We start from the raw sequence: 5,338 nt of genomic DNA, 5'->3' as shown, positions 1-5,338 counted from the left end.
GCACCCGTGCCCTGAGCACCTTACTGCTGGGAGACATAGCCCGCAGGGTGCCCGTGTGCCGAACGGCACACGAGGGGGCGCAGCCCAGGGGGTCTGGGGGCGTGCCGCCCCAAGCCTGGGAGCGCCATAGGCGCGGCGGGGACCGCTGGGGGGGAGTGAGCTGCGAAGCAGCTCACCCTTAGCTACACCCCCTCCGGGGGTCTAGCTATCTGCCTGACAGACGTTTCTAGATCATAAGAAGAAACGTCAATTTAGCCATTACAAATCAATAACTTAGCATCCGAAAAAGATCACAGCTGATGATCTGCTGGCAGATCACAGCTGATGATTTTTTACTTTCCAAATGCATTCATATATGATCGCATTGCAATCACAATTGATGCAGCTATCCGAATACTTTTTGAATGCATGGCGATCAAAAATGACACTGAAACTTAAGGCAGCGAATGGGGCACCAATCAGCCAAGTGATCCAACCTGGACAAGCTCATTTCGCAATGGTTGAGAAAGCGGCGCTCTATAACCTCGATGAGCTGATGCGAAAGGACATGCAAGCAGCCCGCTTAATCGTCTCCCTTATCAGACTCATGGAGCCAGGCAGCGGGGGCGTTGTGGTCATTTCTAGAGCCTCTATGGCTGAGCTGCTAGGCGTATCCCTACCTACTGTCCAAAGGGCTCTCAAAACGCTTGTGGATGGCTGCTGGGTGCATCGAATCAAGATAGGTGGAGCCTATGCCCTTGCAGTAAATAAAGCGGTTGCGTGGGTTGGACCACGGGGGCAACTCTCGCATGCAGTTTTTAGCGCTACGGTAATTGCCTCGCGCTCGGAACAAGATGCAGCTGGATTAAATCCAGGCCAATTACGGCAAATCCCCACCGCGCTTCCCGGCGAAGCTGTCTTGCCTTATGGAAATGAACCTGATCCACCAAGCCAACCAGGCCTGGATGGAATCCCTCATGCAGTTGCAACGCAGGGGTTGGAAGTAGGTTCGTAGGTCATCTGTCACGGTGGCGTAGCCCCAAAGGGTTTCAAAGGGGCACCCTTTGGCGCGTGGCATTTTGCGTTTGGCGTAGCCAAAACGTAAACATGCCCTACGTGCCTGTATCCAGCATTTTTTAGCTCGCGGCATGTTCTCTTGTTGATCACGCGTGATTCGCTATTGAACATGTTGAACAACAAGAACACTGTTGATTCACCGTTGATTCGCTACTTATTCACCGTTGATTACGCAAATTTGATGGAGGTGAAGTTAATGAAACACAGTCACGAATGGGCATGCGACCAATCGCTAGCCAGCGCAAAGATTGAAGGATTTAAGCCGACCCCAGCATTCATGAAGATCTTTGGCATGCTGCGGGCCAATCGGATAAGCAACGACACATTCCGCCTGATCGAAACGGAGCGAATCCTCAGAAAGGGCCAATGGGCGTCAAGCCCAGCTCTTGCCGGCATCCAATTGGATAGGGACAAGCCAGCACAGCCGTTCTTCAAGAACGTTGAAGATCTGGAGAACGGGCTCATTGGCGAGCAGGAATTTCTAGCCCTCGAAGCAGAACGCGAACGCAACCAGGCATAGGTCCGTAGCGATGAAGGTTGGGCAGCGCTCTCTCCTCGATGTCATCCAACAGCCGAAAGGTTCTGGAGATGCCCACTTCACCCCGGAAAAGCTGGGGCAAATAACAAAAGAAATCAACTTGCTTTCGTGCTTTTTGCCATGCAAACTAGCACGCATGAAAACACTCGTCATAGCAAGCCAGAAAGGCGGCGCAGGCAAAACCACCATCGCCGCACACCTTGCCGTGGCGGCTGAGCTGGGCGGCGCTGGTCCCGTAGTGCTGATCGACAGTGACCCACAGGGAAGTTTGTCGGCGTGGTGGAACAGTCGAGAAGCACAAGCTCCGGCACTCGCACCAGCCAGCCTTGCAGAGCTGCCCGCCAAACTCGAAGCGCTGCGAGCTGCAGGCGTGAAGCTCGCCGTCATCGACACCCCACCGGCCATCACAGCAGCAATCCGCGACGTTGTGAAGCTAGCCGATCTGGTATTGATACCAACCAGACCAAGCCCGCACGACCTGCGCGCCGTAGGGCAGACCGTAGATATAGCGGCAGAGCTGCAAAAGCCGTTTGCTTTCTGCGTCACTCAAGCAAAGCCCACAGCCCGCCTCACTGTGCAAGCCGTAGCCGCTTTGTCTGCACATGGCGTCGTCGCCCCGGCCATCGTTCATGACCGCGTGGACTATGCAGCAAGCATGATTGACGGACGCACCGTCATCGAAACGGACCCCAAAGGTCGCAGCGCTGCAGAAATCAGAGAACTACTCTATTTCGTGCAAGCACGATTGCACGAAAAGAAAAAAGCCAATAAGAAGGAAACTACATGATGGCCAGCACCACAAAAAAACCCGCCGCCGACCTGTCAGCGCTTGTGGCCACCAAGGGGACAGCCGCCCCGACCAAAGACATGACAACCCGGTCATCAACGCCCGCGGCAGACGAAGCGAAGGGCGGCACAAGCGGTGAGCCGCTAAATTTCCGGGTTCCGGCAGAGTTCCGCCGCCGCTTCAAGACTTACGCAGCACAGCATGATATGAAGCTGAACGAGCTGCTTTACAAGGCATTTGACGCATATGTAAAAAAATAGCTTTCGTGCAAGCACGATTGCACGAAAGCACACTCAACCATCGATAAAAAATCAATGAAGTAATGGATTGCTCAAACACAGATTCTGTGCGTCCATCTAGGAATCCAACTGCGTGACAAATGATCCACAGGGTTCAATTTAGCAATTGCTATACAATGCAATTGTGTTGGCCCGCTAACCATTTCGGTGGTTGGACTTGGCATCAACTGCAGCACGAAAGTGCTGAGAAAGATGTAGCTCAGCGAGGTTAGGTCTAAGGCCTAGCTACTCTCCAAATAGGATCCTCGCGTCTATTCAAAAAAGGCCTCCGTTCGGAGGCCTTTTTATCTTCCCGACCAGACACTCCCGAGCAGCTCCGAAAAGGTGCGAGTGTTCATTGAGTTTGGAAAAGGGACATTTGGCGACTCGGGATAGGCGCTTTCCACGAAGATCTTGATCCGCTTTTCTTGCCCTGGGTTTGCTACCTTCCGTGCGTTCATGAAGATGAAGTAGTCCACAACGGTACTTACACCATCCGTTTTTTCCAACGCTCCTTGGACGCTAAAAAAGTTGTCATGTCTCGAATTCCGCACTTCCCCGTCTGTTGCGATTAGTGCGTCGATATGACCTACAAGCCCCAGAGAGAGCTGGTAGCGCCGGATGTCAAAGATTCTGTTTCTTGGGTGGCGTTTTGATCCATCGGGAACGAGTAGATCTTTTGGGATCACTTCGCCTTCCGAGGGTCCACGTGAGTAGCAATGGTTGGAAAAATGAAACTCGACCAGGACGGACTTCTTCTGGGCAAATCCCCGCAAAGCAACAGGAATCTTGCGCATCACAGGCACTTGTAAATGCGCCAAGCTGTAGGCGACACCTTGGACAATGAACTCTCGGACCATGCGTTAGTCCTCGCTCGGGGCTGCGCTCTCGATGCGTTCAGCAATTTGGGTTATTGCTTCGTTTTCTTGGTCAATCCACGAGCCTGTGTCTTTGTTTGACGCTCGGAATCTCGGCCGCCAAACCCCCACTAACGCGCCACGTTTTTCAGGAAGAATGACCCACATCGCCTCTGGTTCATCCCTGTCGTTGGACGCAGGTGTGTAGTAGGCGAATCGTGAACCAGACCCCAGCTCGAGGGTTCGTAGCAAGCTGGGGTCTGTGGCTGCTTTTTGCGCTGCGCCAGCATGGAAATCATTGACTCGAAGCGTGGCCACAAGCTGGGCCTGGTCGTTGCTGGCTGGATCCGTGTCATAGAGAGACACGGCTTCATAAAAAAGACCGGTCTCGACCATAGTCTTCCAAGCATTCCAAAAGCGAGCCTTCTGTTCTTTGCTTGGCTCATTAGTTTTTTGCTTTTGCGTATAGGTGTACCCCAGACACTCGCGTATGAAACTGATGTAAGTCGAATCAATCTTTGGCTCTGCGCCCCATCGAATTCCGCCCAGTTTTGAAGTCTGACTCTGAACCTCCCATACTCTCCTGATGCAAAAAGGCGAGACGCCACCATAAGAGCACATCTTGGTGTTCCTATAGAGCCCAAGCAGGAGCATCAGCGCATCCAAGGCAAGTTCTTTATCGCTTACACCTGTTAAATCTGAGGCGTAAGCAGAGGCTACAGGGCGGCGTTTTCGCACACGGTGGAGTGCTGAATCGACCTGTAAATTTTTCAAGGGGTCTACAAGAGCATGCGGTAGGTCGAGATCAAGGGAACCCTGATTGATTTCCCACCGCGCAATACGCAGCGCTGTCTTTGCCTCCACAGAAGCTGGACGAATAGCCCCCCGTTCTTTCAAGCGCTCAATCACGCCACGAGCGACCTCTTCGGATACTCCTGCTTTTTCATGGATGCTGTTAATGCCAGCGCCACTCAGCGTGTAAGGAGCGAATTGACCATGAGTCAATCCGCTTGCGTGCCGAGCTAGGACCAGGAAGCCAGCTACATCTTCATAACGCCCAGCTTTGGCAAGTTCCTGCAGCGTTGCGTACGATGTCCTGAAATAGCTCATGCTTCTCTCTTATGTGGGGCCCCAACCCCCGGATTCGAACCGGGCCCTGCTGTGCGTGTAGTACGATGAAGTCACTACTCTGTCATCGCGTCCCTCCTAGCGAGGGTGCACAGTCGCTCTTCCCTGAGCTGGTTGGTCAACCGAAAGGTTGTCGGCCTAGTCAGCAATATGCCACAAAATTTTGAAAGACGGAAGCGTCTATCCACCTTTTTTCATTCAATCTACCTTTTTTTTATTTTTTAAGATCAATCTACCTTTTTATTTCACTCTACCTATATGTCCTCAGTAGGTGATTGACGATCACTTGTCACAGCCTGACTCAATAGGAATGCGAACTTGCGCCAAGCTTCAATACGCGGTCGTCAAACTGATCAGGAGCCTTGGTCCAAGTACCGAGGGTGCGCAGCCCCTCTGTAAATGGCAAAGCCCAAGTGAAACGGGGCATTCGACCACTGCGCCCTGTAGCCCGGTCGCCCGTGGACAACCTCGCCCAGGCGGTGGACTGCGTGGACAACGCTACGCGTTGCCCACTGCCAGCCCACCGCCTGGGCCGGGTTGCCCACCGTCGCCCTACACGGGGGGCACGCCCCCCGGAACCCCCCGCCGCGCTTTGCACGGCCCACCTTTTGAAAAACTGAAATCAGCGGGAGAGGGGAGGGGCTGGGCGTCGAGCGTGGACAACGCTGTGCGTTGCCCACCCCCGCCACCGGGC

Annotated in this window: 6 protein-coding genes; 4 read left to right on the top strand and 2 right to left on the bottom strand. The window is 53.6% G+C overall.

Features of this window, described 5'->3' with window-relative positions; all coding sequences use genetic code 11:
* The first annotated feature begins 355 nt into the window (after positions 1–355).
* The 4 genes from CLU88_RS22935 to CLU88_RS22615 all read left to right on the top strand — a co-directional run bounded on the left by CLU88_RS22935 (position 356) and on the right by CLU88_RS22615 (position 2,641).
* Positions 356–994: a helix-turn-helix domain-containing protein gene (locus CLU88_RS22935; RefSeq protein ID WP_143226076.1), complete on the top strand. Its 639-nt coding sequence runs from the start codon at positions 356–358 to the stop codon at positions 992–994.
* Between the two features lie 171 nt (positions 995–1,165).
* Positions 1,166–1,576 carry a hypothetical protein gene (locus CLU88_RS22625; protein WP_143226075.1) on the top strand — a complete coding sequence of 137 codons (411 nt, stop codon included), beginning with the start codon at positions 1,166–1,168 and terminating at the stop codon, positions 1,574–1,576.
* Between the two features lie 154 nt (positions 1,577–1,730).
* Positions 1,731–2,381, top strand: a complete 651-nt coding sequence (locus tag CLU88_RS22620; protein ID WP_099659091.1) for a ParA family protein — start codon at positions 1,731–1,733, stop codon at positions 2,379–2,381.
* A complete protein-coding gene (locus CLU88_RS22615; RefSeq protein ID WP_199173559.1) occupies positions 2,378–2,641 on the top strand; it encodes a hypothetical protein in 264 nt (87 codons plus the stop codon). The genes CLU88_RS22620 and CLU88_RS22615 overlap by 4 nt, the downstream gene beginning before the upstream one ends.
* Positions 2,642–2,964: 323 nt before the next feature.
* Here CLU88_RS22615 and CLU88_RS22930 read toward each other — a convergent pair whose 3' ends face one another.
* Positions 2,965–3,519 (bottom strand): hypothetical protein, encoded by a 555-nt coding sequence (locus tag CLU88_RS22930; RefSeq protein WP_143226074.1) that lies wholly within the window; start codon positions 3,517–3,519, stop codon positions 2,965–2,967.
* Positions 3,520–3,522: 3 nt separating this feature from the next.
* Positions 3,523–4,626: a hypothetical protein gene (locus tag CLU88_RS22925; RefSeq protein ID WP_143226073.1), complete on the bottom strand. Its 1,104-nt coding sequence runs from the start codon at positions 4,624–4,626 to the stop codon at positions 3,523–3,525.
* Between the last annotated feature and the right edge of the window lie 712 nt (positions 4,627–5,338).

Source organism: Acidovorax sp. 56, from assembly GCF_002749705.1.
Taxonomy (GTDB): Bacteria; Pseudomonadota; Gammaproteobacteria; order Burkholderiales; family Burkholderiaceae_C; genus Acidovorax.
The sequence above is the reverse complement of the archived record's forward strand: the minus strand, read 5'-3'. Positions and strand labels throughout refer to the sequence as shown.